The sequence below is a fragment of the Enterobacter sp. 04-C-12-SI-ECC genome (assembly GCF_047530715.1).
GTDB classification, from domain to species: domain Bacteria; phylum Pseudomonadota; class Gammaproteobacteria; order Enterobacterales; family Enterobacteriaceae; genus Enterobacter; species Enterobacter bugandensis.
The window spans coordinates 232101-248596 of the sequence record NZ_JBLKDI010000001.1 but is presented as its reverse complement, the minus strand read 5'-3'; the positions used below and the strand labels follow the sequence as shown (position 1 = coordinate 248596).

Genomic DNA, 16496 nt, shown 5'->3' with positions numbered 1-16496 from the left:
TCTCAGGCAAAACCCGGTCGCAGCGTGCTGTTGAGCGGGTTCCCTTCCAGCAGCGCCTTCACTTTCACCACCAGCTCATTCAGACAATCGTCCTGCATGCCGAGGCGGGTCAGCTCCTGATCGAGGGAGAAGAGATATTGCGCGTTGGTGCCCAGCGGCCCGCTGGCGGCGGCGATTAACGGGGCAATCACCTGCGTGCGGGTGTCCGCTTCATACAGCGGGTGGCGCGGATCCATAATAAACACCAGCGCGTTAACGGTGCGCCCGTCGTCGAGCTCCAGCTTGCACCAGCTCGGCATATAGCAGCCGGTGATCATCTCGCGCTTCCAGAGCAGCGTCAGCTCCTCTTCGAGCGTTGCATCCGGAAGGCGATACGCGACGCCCGTGGTGCGTCCGCCCTCTTTTAGTGCAAGCATGCGCCCTGGCTGACAGGCGCTGCCGCGTCCGGCCGTCAGGCGCAGGCAAAATGCGCGATGCCAGCCGGGCAGCGTGCCGGTTGCCGATTCAACAAATTCGAGAGCCGGGTTCCACATCAGTGAACCGTAGCCAAAAATCCATACCGGGCCATCATCCGGGCGGCAGGCAAGCGTGGCAGCGAGCGACGCCGCACGTTGTTCAGCTGACCAGAGAAGCGATTCCTCAATAGCACCAAATGCCGTCTTACAATCTGCCTTCATTAAGAAATCACGCGTTAACACTTTCCACCTCCGCCACTGCATGCTTCCTTGCGACATCTGTAATTCGCCTTCCCGGCATTCTGTGCTGGTCATTTTGCCAGCAGTCAAATTACGATAAGCAATTAGCGGACCAGTTGCAATACAACGGCAGTTCAACCGCCTGAAAAGTCAAAATGAAGGCAGCGAATAATTTCACGGCTATGTCTTTTTATGCCATTTATCATCGTCTCCTTTCTCATAGTCATGTTTTACTGCGGCCCAGGCGACCTTGTGCGCCGTCTCTTCCCGGCTGGCATCATCCCGCCGATCGTCTTTATCTTTGTACTGATCCCAGGCGCTGTTAAACGCTTCTTTGTAGATATCCTGCGCATGTTCGGGCAGGACGTTTTTCACGTTATCGGGTAATTCGCGTTTCGTTTTATATGGCATCACTAACCTCTCTTTTGCCTAAAGAGTTAAGTGTGGACGACGATACGCCGGTGTGCCAGCCGGTCATAAACAATGAGCGGATGAATTCCATAATTCATTGTTATTAAATATATATTTAAAAGAAATATCTTATTATAGGCATTAAACAAGAAAACCATAATAAAGGGTAAAATTAAGTAAAAAACAAAGGTTATTTAACAGATTTCTGTTAATTTATTGCCCTTAAAATCTATCTATAATTACAAGCACCTGCATTGATGGAGAAGCACATGACAGCAACACACGAGGCGGTAAAAACCCGCCACAAGGAGACGTCTCTCATTTTCCCGGTTCTGGCACTGGCTGTGCTGCTCTTCTGGGGAAGCAGTCAGTCACTGCCAGTGGTGGTTGGTATCAATATTCTTGCCCTGGTGGGTATTTTAACCAGTGCATTTAGCGTCGTTCGCCATGCGGACGTATTAGCCCACCGCCTGGGCGAGCCTTATGGCTCTTTAATTCTCAGCCTTTCCGTCGTTATTCTCGAAGTCAGCCTGATTTCCGCGTTGATGGCAACCGGCGATGCCGCCCCGACCCTGATGCGCGATACGCTTTACTCCATCATTATGATTGTGACGGGCGGCCTGGTAGGCTTCTCTCTGTTACTGGGCGGACGCAAATTTGCGACCCAGTACATGAATCTTTTCGGCATTAAACAGTATCTGATTGCCCTCTTCCCGCTGGCCATCATCGTGCTGGTCTTCCCGATGGCGCTGCCGGGCGCAAACTTCTCCACCGGCCAGGCGCTGCTGGTCGCGCTGATTTCCGCCGCCATGTACGGCGTGTTCCTGCTCATTCAGACCAAAACGCACCAGAGCCTGTTTGTGTATGAGCATGAAGACGACAGCGACGACGATGACCCGCACCACGGCAAGCCGTCGGCCCACAGCAGCGCGTGGCACACGGTTTGGCTGATCGTGCATCTGATTGCGGTGATTGCCGTCACCAAGATGAACGCCAACCCGCTGGAGACGCTGTTAACCGAACTGAACGCGCCGGTGGCCTTTACCGGTTTCCTGGTGGCGCTGCTGATCCTGTCCCCTGAGGGTTTAGGTGCGCTGAAGGCGGTGCTGAACAATCAGGTGCAGCGTGCGATGAATCTGTTCTTCGGCTCCGTGCTGGCGACCATTTCACTCACCGTACCGGTGGTGACGCTGATCGCCTTTATGACCGGTAACGAGCTGCAGTTTGCGCTGGGCGCGCCGGAGATGATTGTGATGGTGGCCTCGCTGCTGCTGTGCCAGATTTCATTCTCCACTGGCCGCACCAATGTCCTGAACGGCGCGGCGCATATGGCGCTGTTTGTAGCGTATTTGATGACGATCTTTGCGTAGTCTTTTGCCCAGCGGCGCTGCGCTTACCCGGCAATATGTCCCATAAAAAAACCCGCCGAAGCGGGTTTTTTTATTACTTGCTGGTATCCAGCTCGTCGAAGCTTTTCACCAGATCGTCAATCGCTTTGATCTGCTTCAGGAACGGCTCCAGTTTATCCAGCGGCAGCGCGGATGGACCATCGCATTTCGCGTTAGCCGGATCCGGGTGCGCTTCAATGAACAGACCTGCCAGGCCGGTCGCCATACCGGCGCGCGCCAGCTCGGTCACCTGAGCACGACGGCCGCCAGAGGCTGCACCAAACGGGTCGCGGCACTGCAGCGCGTGGGTCACGTCGAAGATCACCGGCGACTGGTTAGAGACGTTCTTCATGACGCTGAAGCCCAGCATGTCTACAACCAGGTTGTCGTAACCGAAGTTAGCGCCACGGTCGCACAGAATAATCTTGTCGTTACCACCTTCGATAAACTTATCGACGATGTTACCCATCTGGCCAGGGCTCACGAACTGCGGTTTTTTCACGTTGATCACGGCACCGGTTTTCGCCATCGCGGCAACCAGGTCGGTCTGACGCGCCAGGAACGCCGGAAGCTGGATTACGTCTACCACGTCTGCCACAGGCTGCGCCTGCCAGGACTCATGCACGTCGGTGATCACTTTCACGCCAAACGTCTGCTTCAGCTCCTGGAAAATTTTCATCCCCTCTTCCAGGCCAGGGCCACGGTAAGAGTTGATGGAGGAGCGGTTGGCTTTGTCAAAAGAGGCTTTAAACACGTACGGAATGCCCAGCTTCTGGGTCACGGTCACGTAGTGCTCGCAGATACGCATGGCGAGATCGCGGGACTCCAGCACGTTCATACCGCCAAACAGCACGAACGGCAGGTCGTTTGCTACCTTGATATCACCAATGCTAACCACTTTTTGTTTCATAGGATCGCCTTATTCAGGTGTGAATCGGAATTAAGATTAATGCAGTGTAATTTGTTTGTGCGAGATCGCGTTGATCTGCGCGCGAATCATTTCGCTAATCGGATCTTCCGGACACTGCTCGACGAAATAGCTCAGATCGTTCAGCGCCACGTGCTCGCAGTCGAGCTGGGCATAGATAAGCCCGCGGTCGCGAATTTCGTACGGATCTTCCGGATTAAACTGCAGCAGCACTTCACTGGCACGCAAGGCCAGCTCCATCTGACGCTCTTCCATCAGCGCTGACTTCAGCGTATCCAGCAGCTTGCGAATGACTTCGGCGTTGTCGGCTTCGTCGAGATCTTCGTTAAAGAGCTCGGCCACCGGGCTGATGTTGCCCTTCAGCCAGACGTCCAGCGTATGCTCGTCCAGCGTGTCGCCGTTAAACGGATTAATGAGCCACATCTCACCGTCCAGCCACTCCGCACGCAGGATCATCTGCGTCGGGAAAATAACCGGCACCAGCGGAATATCCAGGCGGTGCGCAACCCACAGCAAAATAGAGCCCAGCGCAACGGCGCTGCCCTGACGATTTTTTAAGACCTGGTCCAGCCATAATGCGTCAGACAGGCGATACACGCCACGCGTGTCGCAGAAACCCCATTCGCCGTAGAAAAGCTCCAGAAGCTTCTCTAATTGCCAGTCCTGCGGGCGCGCCTGATTGATCTCTTCACGCGCCAGGCTGACCAGATTCTCCAGCTCATCGTAGACGTACTGCGACGTAAAATCGTCGCGTATCATCTCCGAAATCAGGATCATGCCATCGCAAAGCGGCACTTTATTAAATTCGAAATCGGCTAAGGACCTCATGACTTACCCCAGTAACGACTGAGCGAACAATGACGCTCAGGCGCGATAAAACTCAAAACGATGTAGATGATAACGCCAAACTGCCTTTCAGTCAGCCTTACGCCTTTATCAGTAAATGGCAGATACCCGGATCTCAAGACCACTGCCCCAGCGTCAGGCGTTCGTTGCCGCCGTAGTCGCGGCAGGTTTCGACAGCGGCGTAGCCTGCCTGGGTAAACAGTGCCCGCACGGATTCTCCCTGCGTCCAGCCATGCTCCACGAGCAGCCAGCCGCCGGGAAGCAAATGCTCTCGTGACGTTGTCACAATGTGATCAAGATCGGCTAATCCCGCGTTGGCGGCCACAAGCGCCGTCAGCGGTTCGAAGCGAACATCTCCCTGCGCAAGGTGCGGATCATGTTCGTCAATGTAAGGAGGATTGCTGACAATCATCGCAAATGAGCGGTTCTCCAGCGCGGCAAACCAGCTGCTTTGCAGCACCGTTACGTTGCTGAGCCTGAGACGTTCCACATTACGCAGCGCCAGCGCCACCGCGTCGGGCATCACATCCACTGCCGTCACATCGCAGTCAGGCCGCTCGCTGGCCAGCGCCAGCGCGATAGCACCAGTGCCAGTACCGAGATCGAGAATGCGGCAGGCCGCTGCGGGTAAACGTGCCAGCGCCTGCTCCACCAGACACTCGGTATCCGGACGCGGGATCAGCGTCGCCGCCGAGACGTAAAGCGGTAGCGACCAGAACTCGCGCTCACCGACAAGGTGCGCCACCGGCTCGCCGTTTTTACGGCGGGCAAGGAGCGCGGCGAGCCGTGCTTCCTGCTCTGCAGTTAGCTCAGTTTCGCCGAATGCCAGCAGGTACGTGCGGGCTTTACCCGTCACATGCTCAAGCAAAATTTCGGCGTCTCGCTTCGGGCTTTCGCTTTTGCAAAGCTCAGCGGCCGCCTCACGTAACCAGCGCTGAAAATCCATTATTCCTGCTCGGACAGCGCCGCCAGCTGGTCGGCCTGGTATTCCTGCACGATAGGCTCAATCAGCATATCCAGCTTCCCTTCCATCACCTCGTCCAGACGGTACAGGGTCAGGTTGATGCGGTGGTCGGTCACGCGCCCCTGAGGGAAGTTGTAGGTGCGGTTACGGTCGCTGCGATCGCCGCTGCCCAGCAGGTTACGACGCGTAGAGGCTTCCGCCTGCTGACGCTTCGCCATTTCCGCCGCGTGGATGCGCGCGCCCAGCACGGACAACGCTTTGGCTTTGTTTTTGTGCTGCGAACGTTCGTCCTGACACTCCACCACGATGCCGGTCGGCAGGTGGGTAATGCGGATGGCGGAGTCGGTGGTGTTAACGTGCTGACCACCCGCCCCGGAGGAGCGGAAGGTGTCGATGCGCAGGTCCGCCGGGTTGATGTCCGGCAGTTCCGCTTCCGGCAGCTCCGGCATCACCGCCACCGTACAGGCGGAGGTATGAATGCGGCCCTGAGATTCGGTGGCCGGAACGCGCTGCACGCGGTGACCGCCGGATTCAAACTTCAGACGTCCGTACACGCCGTCGCCGCTGATCTTGGCGATAACCTCTTTGTAGCCGCCATGTTCACCTTCGTTGGCGCTCATGATCTCCACGCGCCAGCGGCGCGATTCGGCGTAGCGGCTGTACATGCGGAACAGATCCCCGGCAAAGAGCGCCGCTTCGTCACCGCCGGTACCGGCGCGCACTTCGACAAACGCGTTACGTTCATCGTCCGGATCTTTCGGCAGGAGCAGCACCTGAAGCTGCTGCTCCATCTCTTCGGAACGCGCTTTTGCATCCTGCAGCTCTTCCTGCGCCATCTCGCGCATCTCAGGATCGTCGAGCATCATCTGCGCGGTTTCAATATCTTCCTGAACCTGTCGCCAGTCGGTAAAGCATTTTGATACATCACTCAACTGCGCATATTCACGCGAAAGCGCGCGAAAACGTTCCTGGTCTGCGATAGTCCCGGCATCGCCGAGCAGCGCCTGTACTTCTTCATGGCGCTCGTGCAGAGCTTCCAGTTTAGCGACGATAGAAGGCTTCATAGGCGTAAGTGCACCTTGTCTTAGAAAATGGGTATAGGGCGCTATTCCAGCCCGAGGCTGTTGCGCAGAATAGTCAGGCGTTCATCATCCCCGTCACGGGCAGCCTGTTGAAGAGATTTGGTTGGCGCATGGATCAGGCGGTTGGTCAGCTTCCACGCCAGATCCTGCATAATCGCCTGCGCGTCGCCGCCCTGTTCCAGGGCCGCTAACGCTTTGGCAGTCAGGTCATCACGCACCTGCTCCGCCTGCCCGCGGTACTCGCGGATGGTCTCGCTGACGCTTTGCGCGCGCAGCCAGGCCATAAATTCGCTGGTTTCCTGCTCAACAATGGTTTCCGCCTGCACCGCCGCCGCTTTACGCTGGGCGAGGTTGTGCGAAATAATGCTTTGCAGGTCATCCACGCTGTAAAGATAGGCGTTAGCCAGCTTGCCAACCTCTGGCTCAACATCGCGCGGAACGGCGATATCCACCAGCAGCATTGGCTGATTACGGCGGGATTTCAGCGCACGTTCCACCATCCCTTTACCGATGATCGGCAGCGGGCTGGCGGTAGAGCTGATAATAATGTCCGCCTCTTTCAGACGTTCATCAATATCGCTCAGCGCAACCACCTCGGCACCCACTTCGTCCGCCAGCACCTGCGCGCGTTCACGGGTACGGTTCGCGATAATCATCTTTTTCACTTTATGCTCGCGCAGATGGCGCGCCACAAGCTCGATGGTTTCGCCCGCGCCTACCAGCATCACGGTGACGGTCGACAGGGATTCAAAGATTTGACGCGCAAGGGTGCAGGCCGCGAAAGCAACAGAAACCGCACTGGCACCAATGTCGGTTTCGGTTCGCACACGCTTCGCCACGGAGAAGGACTTCTGGAACATACGCTCCAGCTCGCTGGCCTTGAGATGCCCTTTCTGGGAATCTGCGAAGGCTTTTTTTACCTGGCCGAGGATCTGCGGCTCGCCAAGCACCAGCGAATCCAGACCGCTGGCGACGCGCATCAGATGGCTGACCGCATCGTTATCCTGATGCCAGTACAGGCTGTTGCGCAGCTCGTCTTCGTTGAGATTGTGGTAGTCACATAGCCAGCGGATCAGCGCGTCGTGCAGGTTATCCTGCTCTTCCACGCTCAAATACAGCTCGGTACGGTTGCACGTCGAAAGCACCACGCCACCCTGCACCATCGGCTGTGCAAGCAGGCTGTCCAGCGCCAGGTCAAGCGTATCCGGCGAAAACGTAACGCGTTCTCGCAGCGAAACCGGGGCCGTTTTGTGGTTGATGCCGAGTGCTAATAGGGTCATGTTGAGCGGGAGTAGTACCAGCGTTAATAAGGTTAGCAGGACGCATCATACAGGATGCGCGAGATCAATAAAAGAGACCGCCTCCTTTCGGAGTAATAGGTTACTCAACGCTTTGAGATAATTTGAACGTAGACGGTAGCACTGCGGGGCGCTAGCATTAACAGTTATAACTGCAACGTATCTCAAGGATTTGTCCTCATTATGACCCGACTGATTCGCCTGCTGCCGCTGGCAGCACTGGTTCTGACCGCCTGTACTGTCACCCAACCAAAAGGCCCGGGCAAAAGCCCTGATTCACCGCAGTGGCGTCAGCACCAGCAGGACGTCCTTAATTTGAAGCAGTACCAGACGCGCGGCGCCTTCGCGTATCTCTCTGACGAACAAAAGGTTTATGCCCGCTTCTTCTGGCAGCAAACGGGGCAGGACAACTATCGCCTGCTGCTGCTGAACCCGCTTGGCAGCACCGAGCTGGAGCTTATCGCCAAACCGGGCGAAGCGCAGATCACCGATAACAAAGGCCAGCACTACACGGCGACCGATGCTGAAGAGATGATTGGCAAGCTGACCGGGATGCCAATTCCGCTGAACAGCCTGCGCCAGTGGATCCTCGGCCTGCCGGGCGAAGCGACCGACTATACGCTTGACGATCAATACCGTCTGAGCCAGGTCAACTACACCCAGAACGGCAAAACCTGGAAAGTGGTGTACAGCGCCTATGACAGCAAGAGTAAACCGTCGCTGCCATCAAACATGGAGCTGACCCAGGGCAGCCAGCGCATCAAGCTGAAAATGGACAACTGGATCGTTAAATGATGACCCACTGGCCTTCTCCAGCAAAACTGAACCTGTTTTTATACATCACCGGCCAGCGTGCTGACGGCTATCACACTCTGCAGACGCTGTTTCAGTTCATTGACTATGGCGACACGATTGCCATCGAGCCGCGTCAGGATGGGCAGATTTGCCTGCTGACGCCGGTCGACGGCGTGGCGCATGAGGACAACCTGATCGTCCGCGCCGCGCGCCTGCTGATGAAAGCCGCCGCGGAATCGGGCCGTCTGCCGGCGGGAAGCGGTGCGGATATCCGCATTGAGAAGCGTCTGCCGATGGGTGGCGGTCTCGGCGGGGGCTCATCCAACGCCGCCACCGTGCTGGTTGCGCTGAACCACCTCTGGGGCTGCGGGCTGTCGACGGATGAACTGGCTGGTTTGGGCTTAACGCTGGGCGCAGATGTCCCTGTGTTTGTTCGCGGCCACGCGGCCTTTGCCGAGGGCGTAGGTGAGATCCTCTCCCCGGTCAACCCGCCGGAGAAATGGTATCTGGTTGCCCACCCCGGCGTGAGTATTCCGACCCCGGTCATCTTTAAAGATCCTGACCTGAAAAGAAATACCCCGGTACGGTCAATAGAAACGTTATTAAATTGTGAATTCAGCAACGATTGCGAGGATATCGCAAGAAAACGTTTTCGCGAGGTTGATGCGGTGCTTTCCTGGCTGTTAGAATACGCGCCGTCGCGCCTGACCGGTACAGGGGCCTGTGTCTTTGCTGAATTTGACACCGAATCCGCCGCCCGTCAGGTGCTTGAGCAAGCGCCGGATTGGCTGCATGGTTTTGTAGCACGCGGGATGAACACCTCCCCCCTACAGCAGGCCATTCTGGCGCAGACTGAGTTTCGGTGACAACGTCACCCTGTTCCAGACGTTGCATCGCGCTCTTTAATACACCGCCTGGATAGCCTTCGCTTAGGCCCCGCAGTTTGCGGCGAACGCTATCCACCACTGGACGCATGCCTGAGGTTCTTCTCGTGCCTGATATGAAGCTTTTTGCTGGTAACGCCACCCCGGAACTAGCACAACGTATTGCCAACCGCCTGTACACTTCCCTCGGCGACGCCGCCGTAGGTCGCTTTAGCGACGGCGAAGTCAGCGTACAAATCAACGAAAATGTACGCGGTGGTGATATTTTCATCATCCAGTCCACCTGTGCTCCAACAAACGACAACCTGATGGAACTGGTTGTTATGGTCGACGCCCTGCGTCGCGCTTCCGCAGGCCGTATCACTGCTGTTATCCCTTACTTTGGTTATGCCCGCCAGGACCGTCGCGTCCGTTCCGCGCGCGTGCCCATCACCGCAAAAGTTGTCGCTGACTTCCTGTCCAGCGTCGGCGTTGACCGCGTGCTGACCGTTGACCTGCACGCAGAGCAGATCCAGGGCTTCTTCGACGTCCCGGTTGATAACGTATTCGGCAGCCCAATCCTGCTGGAAGACATGCTGCAGCTGAACCTGGACAACCCAATCGTGGTTTCTCCGGACATCGGCGGCGTGGTACGTGCCCGTGCTATCGCTAAGCTGCTTAACGATACCGACATGGCGATCATCGACAAGCGTCGTCCACGCGCTAACGTTTCTCAGGTGATGCACATCATCGGTGACGTAGCTGGCCGCGACTGCGTGCTGGTTGACGACATGATCGATACCGGCGGTACGCTGTGTAAAGCCGCTGAAGCGCTGAAAGAGCGCGGTGCCAAGCGCGTGTTCGCTTACGCGACCCACCCGATCTTCTCCGGTAATGCCGTGAACAACCTGCGCAACTCCGTCATTGACGAAGTTGTGGTATGCGATACCATCCCACTGAGCGACGAAATCAAGGCACTGCCAAACGTGCGTACCCTGACCCTGTCCGGGATGCTGGCCGAAGCGATTCGTCGTATCAGCAACGAAGAATCCATCTCTGCAATGTTCGAACACTAATCGAACACGGCCAAAAAACCCGCTGCGGCGGGTTTTTTTGTCTCTGGGTTTTATTTGTATGATTAATGCCTCCTTCACCTGCCATTCATATGACAGATGATGCGCACACGGATGATAGATAATTGTGAAAAACGTAGCCTCCTCACATGTTCTGCCCTTTCGCGCCCTCATCGACGCCTGCTGGAAAGAGAAGTACACCTCGTCACGCTTTATCCGTGACCTGATCGCCGGGATCACCGTAGGGATTATTGCCATCCCGCTGGCGATGGCGCTGGCGATTGGCAGCGGCGTTGCGCCACAGTACGGTCTGTATACCTCGGCCGTTGCCGGGATTGTTATTGCCCTGACGGGCGGCTCGCGCTTCAGCGTCTCCGGCCCGACCGCCGCCTTTGTGGTGATCCTCTACCCGGTTTCACAACAGTTTGGTCTGGCAGGCCTGCTGGTTGCCACCCTGATGTCCGGCGTCTTTTTGATTCTGTTCGGTCTGGCCCGTTTTGGTCGCCTGATTGAATACATTCCCCTTTCCGTGACGCTGGGGTTCACCTCAGGGATTGGGATCACCATCGGAACCATGCAGATTAAGGATTTCCTCGGTCTGCAAATGACCCACGTTCCGGAGCACTATTTACAGAAAGTGGGGGCGCTGTTTATGGCGCTGCCAACGGCCAACCTGGGCGACGCCGCCATCGGAATAGTCACCCTGGGGACGCTGATCGTCTGGCCTCGCCTCGGTATTCGCCTGCCGGGCCATCTGCCCGCCTTGCTGCTGGGCTGCGCGGTGATGGCTATCGTCAATATGTTCGGTGGCCATGTCGCGACTATCGGCTCGCAGTTCCACTATGTTCTGGCGGACGGTTCGCAGGGTAACGGCATTCCACAGCTGCTGCCGCAGCTGGTGCTGCCGTGGGACATGCCTGGTTCGAGCTTCACCCTGAGCTGGGATTCCCTTCGCGCCCTGCTGCCCGCCGCGTTCTCTATGGCGATGCTGGGAGCGATTGAATCCCTGCTGTGCGCTGTGGTGCTCGACGGGATGACCGGCACCAGGCACAAAGCCAACAGCGAACTGGTCGGTCAGGGCTTAGGCAACCTCATCGCACCGTTCTTTGGCGGGATTACCGCTACGGCAGCCATCGCCCGTTCAGCGGCCAACGTGCGCGCAGGTGCGACCTCCCCCGTTTCGGCGGTTATCCACTCCGTGCTGGTGATTCTGGCGCTGCTGATCCTTGCCCCACTGCTCTCCTGGCTGCCGCTTTCCGCCATGGCCGCCCTGCTGCTGATGGTGGCCTGGAACATGAGCGAGGCGCATAAGGTGGTGAATCTGCTGCGCCGTGCGCCGAAAGACGACATCATCGTGATGCTGATCTGCATGTCGCTGACCGTGCTGTTCGATATGGTTATCGCCATCAGCGTCGGGATCGTGCTCGCGTCCCTGCTATTTATGCGCCGCATCGCGCAGATGACGCGCCTCTCGCCGGTTAACGTGGAGGTGCCTGAGGATGTGCTGGTGCTGCGCGTGATTGGCCCGCTCTTCTTTGCCGCGGCGGAAGGATTGTTCAGCGATCTGGAGTCCCGCATCGCGGGGAAACGGGTTGTGGTGCTGAAGTGGGATGCCGTCCCGGTTCTGGATGCCGGTGGTCTGGATGCCTTCCAGCGCTTTGTGAAACGTCTGCCGGAAGGCTGCGAGCTGCGGGTCAGCAACCTGGAATTCCAGCCCCTGCGCACCATGGCGCGTGCGGGCGTGCAGCCGATCCCTGGCCGCCTTGCCTTTTATCCTAACCGTGAAGCCGCGTTAGCGGATCTGTGAGTTACCTGATGCAGAGAAACGTCTCTGCATCATCCCCCCGATCGCCTGCTGGAGCCATGCAAGCACGGCAGGCGTCATCCAGGTTCCTTTCATCAGATGCGGCTCCTGCTGCATAGCCGTACGAAACTTTTGCTGGGTCTCCGGGTTGGTGCCTGCGTAGGACTGGAACAATGCCAGCCAGTTTTCAGCCAGCTTTTGCGCCTCCTTCGAGTCAGGAGCGATATTGTCCCGCTGCGCCTGATGCAGTTTCGCCACCAGCGGCGGCCACTCCATCATGCGGTCAAAATAATGCGCCCGGGTAAAGGCCATCTCTTCGGCAGTGAGATACTTCTCCCATATCCTGAGCTTAGATTCCGCAAACGCCCGCGTGATGTAATCTGTCATCTCCGGGGTGATGCCGGTCTGCGCCTGCATCTGTGGCTCTACGCTGTGCATCTCGTTCAGCCGGGTGAGAAACTCCGGTTTGCCCGCCGTGTCCTGTTCAAGACGTTCCATCCAGCGGGTCGCCAGATCCATCGCCCGCGTGTCAGTAACGGGTATATCCTGTTCCAGCAGCGCGTTAGCCTCTGCCACCAGCCCTGACCAGATAGCCGCCAGCGCATCCTTCTGTACCGCAAACGGCAACTGCTGTAATTCTTCTTTGCTAAACCAGCGATCGTACATATTCATTAACTCCAGAGTCTGTAGCCAGGACTCCAGATCCGGCGTTGCATCGTCGGTAAGCCCGGTACGCAGCTCCACCAGCCGGTCGCGCAGCGTGTGTATACTGCGCAGCTGTTTATCTAGCTGCGTGATTTGCGCATCGAGTAGCTCGGTCAACGACAGCGACTCCTTTTCCAGAAAATCCCTGATTTCGGCAAGTTCCAGCCCCGCTTTTGCCAGCGCCTGGATCATGTGCAGACGCTGTACATCCGCCAGGTTGTAAAGCCGGTAACCTGCCGCGCTTCTGGCAGAAGGCAGCAACAGCCCTGTTTGCTCGTAGTGATGCAATGTCCGCACGGTGATACCGGCTCGTTTCGCCAGCTCACCCACCTGAATCAACATAACTGCTCCTTTTTACTTTGCCAGTGCCACCACTCTGGAGCCTTACGTTACGTGAGGGTCAATATGCTATGCAAAAAAAACGACTCCGGATGGAGTCGTTTCGATGTTCTTCATCATGCACTAGCTGTGCTTATGCTGGTCGCGACGACAGCGTTTGTCGTAGTGGCGCACCCACCAGTATTTATCGCAGACTTCCTCATGTCCGCTTACGCGCGCCCCGGCGAGCCACAATACTGCACCGAGGAAGATGCTCAATACCGCGCCATGCGCGAAGTATTGTGGGAGATCAAGCTGCGGCAGCTGGTTTAAAATGGAATAACCTACGCCGACTACCATCACGAAGAGCCCCAACCCCATCAGCACGTTACCGAGTAACGAAGCGTTTTTGCGTTTCATGTGTCACCTCCGGAACTTTGGGTTGTCAGGGGAAAAGCCCCTAATCCTTGTGTGTAAAGTATAGACAACGCCCCTTTTATGAGTTGCGTGAATGATCACAATTACAGATAACTCCCAGACAAAAATTTACAAATAACATGTTGAACAACTTGAAATTCTAATTGTTCAGATAAGTAATTATTTGCTTCTCGCTGTGACGAACGCAGAATTTTGTCAAGCGGCGCGCCAGACAGTAAACTACGCGCCAGATCTGGAACCCATTAGGAATTGAATCGTGACGATTAAACTGATTGTCGGCCTCGCCAACCCGGGCGCGGAGTATGCGGCCACCCGCCACAACGCCGGAGCCTGGTACGTCGATCTGCTGGCCGAACGGTTACGTGCTCCCCTGCGTGAAGAACCTAAATTCTTCGGCTACACCTCACGTATCAACCTTGCTGGCGCGGATGTTCGCCTGCTGGTGCCGACCACCTTTATGAACCTGAGCGGTAAAGCGGTGGCGGCAATGGCAACGTTTTATCGCATCAATCCGGATGAAATTCTGGTCGCCCACGATGAGCTGGATCTCCCGCCTGGCGTAGCAAAATTCAAGCTGGGCGGCGGGCACGGCGGCCACAACGGTCTTAAAGACATCATCAGCAAGCTGGGCAATAACCCGAATTTCCACCGTTTGCGCGTGGGAATCGGCCATCCGGGCGATAAAAACAAAGTTGTCGGTTTCGTGCTCGGTAAACCCCCGGTTTCCGAACAAAAACTGATTGACGAGGCGGTAGACGAAGCGGCGCGCTGCACTGAAATCTGGCTGCAAGACGGCTTAACTAAAGCGACAAATCGCTTACACGCTTTCAAAGCGCAATAATCCGCCCGATACGGCTTTTTTACCGCGCGTCATGCGGGTTACGTGTATAATAGGCGTAGTTATTTACTTTTCATCAATCGGTTATCGTTAACGGATTGATTATCAAGATATTAAGGTGATTTAGAAATGGGATTCAAATGCGGTATCGTCGGTCTGCCAAACGTGGGCAAATCCACCCTTTTTAACGCGCTTACCAAAGCGGGTATCGAAGCGGCGAACTTCCCGTTCTGTACCATCGAACCGAACACCGGCGTGGTGCCAATGCCGGACCCGCGTCTGGACCAGCTTGCGGAAATTGTGAAGCCGCAGCGCATTCTGCCAACCACCATGGAGTTCGTGGACATCGCGGGCCTGGTGAAGGGTGCCTCCAAAGGCGAAGGTCTGGGTAACCAGTTCCTGACCAACATCCGTGAAACCGAAGCGATCGGCCACGTTGTGCGCTGCTTCGAGAACGACAACATCATCCACGTTAATAACAAAGTGGATCCGGCTGACGACATCGACGTCATTAACACCGAGCTGGCGCTCTCTGACCTCGACACCTGCGAACGTGCGATTCACCGCGTGCAGAAGAAAGCCAAAGGCGGCGACAAGGACGCGAAAGCGGAACTGGCTGCGCTGGAAAAATGCCTGCCACAGCTGGAAAATGCGGGCATGCTGCGCGCGCTGAAAAACCTGACTGACGAAGACAAAGCGGCGATCAAATACCTGAGCTTCCTGACCCTGAAGCCAACCATGTACATCGCCAACGTTAACGAAGACGGTTTCGAGAACAACCCGTACCTGGACAAAGTCCGTGAAATCGCCGCGGCGGAAGGTTCTGTGGTTGTGGCGGTTTGCGCAGCCGTTGAGTCCGATATCGCCGAGCTGGACGACGCCGACCGTGAAGAGTTCATGGCCGAACTGGGTCTGGAAGAGCCAGGCCTGAACCGCGTGATCCGCGCGGGCTATGAGCTGCTGAACCTGCAAACCTACTTTACCGCAGGCGTGAAAGAAGTGCGTGCGTGGACGATTCCTGTGGGTGCGACTGCGCCTCAGGCGGCCGGTAAGATCCACACCGACTTCGAGAAGGGCTTTATTCGTGCGCAGACTATCGCGTTTGAAGACTTCATTACCTACAAGGGTGAGCAAGGCGCGAAAGAAGCAGGCAAGATGCGTGCGGAAGGGAAAGATTATATCGTTAAAGATGGCGACGTAATGAACTTCCTGTTCAACGTCTGAGTCGTCTTGAATAAAAAAAATCCACGCCCTGGCGTGGATTTTTTTATTGGGGGGTCAAAACACATTGTCTAAAAGTTCTGCCTTCATACTTGGTTCGAAGGGAATGATTTCGGCAGTCGCAAGCTTCAACGCCTGAAAGGGATCCTCGCGCAAGCGCTCTTCGAGAGAGACCAGACTCTCGCATTTAGCGAGTATGACTCCACCGGTTCTTGGGATCCGTCTACCCGATGCCAGAAATATCCCCTCTGCATACCCCTTTTTTAGCCACTCCACATGAGCAGGTATCGCTGCGTCAACCTCTTCAAGGGGTTTGATATAGGTCAATATGACAATGTAAACCGTACTCATCCTTTGCCTCTTAGCTCTGTTTTAAACCGCTTGTTGGAACTGCTTATTCGGCCCTCTTTGGCTACCGGTTATTGTTATCGTTTTTTGGCGCTTTTGATGTTAATACGCTGGGCCCAATTGAGACAAAGCATTACGCTTCATATCCCAGGAATAAAACCACTCATGCCAGCCGTTTTGCTTTTCCGCATAGCTACAGACCACAACCACTTCCTTTGACAGGTTGAAAGTTAAGTAATAGAAAAATGCGCCTTCAGGAGGTGCAGACCAAAATAGTTTTTCGCCCTGCGCATTGAAGATGGTCAAAACGGTTGGTAATGGCTTTGGCTCGCTTAACGTAAAGACTAACTGGCGAGTTGAGTCGACCATTGCATAGTCTAAAAACGGCATACTAACCAGTATGTTACTTGCACCACATACCCATTGAACCAGGTCATTTTCTTTAATAAAAATGAGATTTTCAATCATTGGTAAACCTCAA

General features: G+C 56.0%; 18 protein-coding genes and 1 pseudogene. 7 read left to right on the top strand and 12 right to left on the bottom strand.

Going from position 1 to position 16496, the window contains the following annotated elements; translation table 11 throughout:
* Positions 1–2: 2 nt before the first annotated feature.
* Together ACMWL8_RS01245 and chaB are read right to left on the bottom strand one after the other, a co-directional pair.
* Complete coding sequence (locus ACMWL8_RS01245) at positions 3–698, bottom strand: gamma-glutamylcyclotransferase (protein WP_028013457.1); 696 nt, start codon at positions 696–698, stop codon at positions 3–5.
* Positions 699–875: 177 nt separating this feature from the next.
* Positions 876–1106, bottom strand: coding sequence for a putative cation transport regulator ChaB (chaB, locus tag ACMWL8_RS01240; protein WP_045261106.1), 231 nt, complete (start codon positions 1104–1106; stop codon positions 876–878).
* Positions 1107–1375: 269 nt separating this feature from the next.
* Between chaB and chaA the strand changes: the two genes are divergently transcribed.
* On the top strand, positions 1376–2476 hold the full coding sequence (gene chaA, locus ACMWL8_RS01235) for a sodium-potassium/proton antiporter ChaA (protein ID WP_008499517.1): 1101 nt from the start codon (positions 1376–1378) through the stop codon (positions 2474–2476).
* Between the two features lie 73 nt (positions 2477–2549).
* Here chaA and kdsA read toward each other — a convergent pair whose 3' ends face one another.
* From kdsA to hemA, 6 genes and pseudogenes are all read right to left on the bottom strand, one after another.
* Positions 2550–3404, bottom strand: a complete 855-nt coding sequence (gene kdsA / locus ACMWL8_RS01230) for a 3-deoxy-8-phosphooctulonate synthase (protein ID WP_045261107.1) — start codon at positions 3402–3404, stop codon at positions 2550–2552.
* Positions 3405–3440: 36 nt separating this feature from the next.
* On the bottom strand, positions 3441–4250 hold the full coding sequence (gene sirB1 / locus ACMWL8_RS01225) for an invasion regulator SirB1 (protein ID WP_028013460.1): 810 nt from the start codon (positions 4248–4250) through the stop codon (positions 3441–3443).
* A gap of 41 nt (positions 4251–4291) precedes the next feature.
* Positions 4292–4375: pseudogene (locus ACMWL8_RS01220) on the bottom strand (siroheme synthase); the annotation flags it as partial.
* Between the two features lie 8 nt (positions 4376–4383).
* On the bottom strand, positions 4384–5214 hold the full coding sequence (gene prmC / locus ACMWL8_RS01215) for a peptide chain release factor N(5)-glutamine methyltransferase (RefSeq protein WP_045261109.1): 831 nt from the start codon (positions 5212–5214) through the stop codon (positions 4384–4386).
* A complete protein-coding gene (prfA, locus tag ACMWL8_RS01210) occupies positions 5214–6296 on the bottom strand; it encodes a peptide chain release factor 1 (RefSeq protein WP_021240360.1) in 1083 nt (360 codons plus the stop codon). The genes prmC and prfA overlap by 1 nt, the downstream gene beginning before the upstream one ends.
* A 41-nt stretch (positions 6297–6337) precedes the next feature.
* On the bottom strand, positions 6338–7594 hold the full coding sequence (gene hemA / locus ACMWL8_RS01205) for a glutamyl-tRNA reductase (protein WP_021240361.1): 1257 nt from the start codon (positions 7592–7594) through the stop codon (positions 6338–6340).
* Positions 7595–7795: 201 nt separating this feature from the next.
* Between hemA and lolB the strand changes: the two genes are divergently transcribed.
* The 4 genes from lolB (at position 7796) to dauA (ending at position 12150) form a co-directional block, all read left to right on the top strand.
* Positions 7796–8407, top strand: a complete 612-nt coding sequence (gene lolB, locus ACMWL8_RS01200; RefSeq protein ID WP_028013462.1) for a lipoprotein insertase outer membrane protein LolB — start codon at positions 7796–7798, stop codon at positions 8405–8407.
* Positions 8404–9273 (top strand): 4-(cytidine 5'-diphospho)-2-C-methyl-D-erythritol kinase, encoded by an 870-nt coding sequence (gene ispE / locus ACMWL8_RS01195; protein ID WP_028013463.1) that lies wholly within the window; start codon positions 8404–8406, stop codon positions 9271–9273. The genes lolB and ispE overlap by 4 nt, the downstream gene beginning before the upstream one ends.
* 125 nt (positions 9274–9398) lie before the next feature.
* The gene (prs, locus tag ACMWL8_RS01190) at positions 9399–10346 is read left to right on the top strand and encodes a ribose-phosphate diphosphokinase (RefSeq protein ID WP_003856663.1); all 948 of its coding nucleotides are present in this window, start codon (positions 9399–9401) and stop codon (positions 10344–10346) included.
* A 124-nt stretch (positions 10347–10470) separates the two neighbouring features.
* Positions 10471–12150: a C4-dicarboxylic acid transporter DauA gene (gene dauA / locus ACMWL8_RS01185; RefSeq protein WP_045261110.1), complete on the top strand. Its 1680-nt coding sequence runs from the start codon at positions 10471–10473 to the stop codon at positions 12148–12150.
* Here the strand turns inward: dauA and ACMWL8_RS01180 are convergent.
* Both ACMWL8_RS01180 and ychH read right to left on the bottom strand, forming a co-directional pair.
* Positions 12136–13194: a MerR family transcriptional regulator gene (locus tag ACMWL8_RS01180; RefSeq protein ID WP_045261111.1), complete on the bottom strand. Its 1059-nt coding sequence runs from the start codon at positions 13192–13194 to the stop codon at positions 12136–12138. The two genes, dauA and ACMWL8_RS01180, sit on opposite strands and share 15 nt — an antisense overlap.
* 120 nt (positions 13195–13314) lie before the next feature.
* Positions 13315–13590 carry a stress-induced protein YchH gene (ychH, locus tag ACMWL8_RS01175; RefSeq protein ID WP_008499505.1) on the bottom strand — a complete coding sequence of 92 codons (276 nt, stop codon included), beginning with the start codon at positions 13588–13590 and terminating at the stop codon, positions 13315–13317.
* Positions 13591–13864: 274 nt separating this feature from the next.
* On the opposite strand from ychH, the gene pth reads away from it, so the two are divergent.
* Together pth and ychF are read left to right on the top strand one after the other, a co-directional pair.
* Positions 13865–14449 carry an aminoacyl-tRNA hydrolase gene (gene pth, locus ACMWL8_RS01170; protein ID WP_008499504.1) on the top strand — a complete coding sequence of 195 codons (585 nt, stop codon included), beginning with the start codon at positions 13865–13867 and terminating at the stop codon, positions 14447–14449.
* Positions 14450–14575: 126 nt separating this feature from the next.
* Positions 14576–15670, top strand: coding sequence for a redox-regulated ATPase YchF (gene ychF, locus ACMWL8_RS01165; protein ID WP_003856650.1), 1095 nt, complete (start codon positions 14576–14578; stop codon positions 15668–15670).
* Between the two features lie 54 nt (positions 15671–15724).
* Here the strand turns inward: ychF and ACMWL8_RS01160 are convergent, their stop codons facing one another.
* Positions 15725–16018, bottom strand: a complete 294-nt coding sequence (locus ACMWL8_RS01160; protein WP_038416202.1) for a YciI family protein — start codon at positions 16016–16018, stop codon at positions 15725–15727.
* Between the two features lie 99 nt (positions 16019–16117).
* On the bottom strand, positions 16118–16483 hold the full coding sequence (locus ACMWL8_RS01155; RefSeq protein ID WP_038416203.1) for a hypothetical protein: 366 nt from the start codon (positions 16481–16483) through the stop codon (positions 16118–16120).
* Positions 16484–16496: the final 13 nt, after the last annotated feature.